The organism is Mesorhizobium kowhaii (assembly GCF_042431665.1).
Taxonomy (GTDB): domain Bacteria; phylum Pseudomonadota; class Alphaproteobacteria; order Rhizobiales; family Rhizobiaceae; genus Mesorhizobium; species Mesorhizobium kowhaii.
The window spans coordinates 1-870 of the sequence record NZ_JBHLYT010000187.1 but is presented as its reverse complement, the minus strand read 5'-3'; the positions used below and the strand labels follow the sequence as shown (position 1 = coordinate 870).

The window sequence follows — 870 nt, the reverse complement described above, 5'->3', positions numbered from 1 at the left end:
GTTCCCCCGCTCGTCGATCCGACCGAATTCGAGGCGGTCCATGCTCAGCTTGAGGAGAACCGGAAGCGCAAGCGCCAACGCACGCCGAGCTCGGACTGGCTGCTGCAGGGCCTCGCGGTGTGCCGGCATTGCGGCTACGCCTATTATGGCAAGCGCGCACCTCGCGCCCGCAAATACGACCCGACGGACACGCTGCGCTACTATCGCTGTATCGGTACGGACGGTTATCGCTTCAGCGGCCACCCCGTTTGCGACAACCCGCAGGTGCGCGGCGATCACCTGGAAGAAGCGGTGTGGGATCAAGTCAAAGGTCTCCTGGAGGATCCGCGCCGCATGGCCGAGGAATACCGTCGCCGCCTCCTTGCGGCCCGTGACGAAGTCCGTGAGCCGGAGGAGATCGCCCGCCTCGAACGACAAATGGCCACCTTGCGTCGCGGCATCGGTCGGCTGATCGACAGCTATGCCGAGGGCATCATCGACAAGGCGGAATTCGAACCGCGGATCGCGGGTCTGAAACAACGCCTTTCTCAGCTTCAGGTGCGGCACCAGGCAGCGGTCGACGTGGCCGAGAACGAACACGAGCTCTCACTCCTGATCAACCGTCTGGAAGATTTCTCAGCCAAGGTGAAAGCAGGGCTCGCCGGCCTTGACAGGATCGGAACGCAGCAGATCATCCGTACCGTGGTCCGCCGGGTCGAAATCGACAACACGCAGGTAGAGATCGTCTTCAGGGTTCCGCCACTCGATGGCTCAGCCGGCCAGAAACCGCCAAGCCGGACAACCAGTTCCACGCAACATTGTACAGCGGATCGTCGAGCGGACCTTCGCATGGCTGGGCAGATGCCGAAGGCTGGCAAAGGACTTCGAGCG

1 protein-coding gene is annotated in these 870 nt (G+C 62.9%); it reads left to right on the top strand.

Annotated elements, in window-relative coordinates:
• Positions 1-870, top strand: an 870-nt coding sequence (locus tag ACFFNA_RS39215) for a recombinase zinc ribbon domain-containing protein (RefSeq protein ID WP_378925649.1), incomplete at both ends; no start/stop codon positions are given.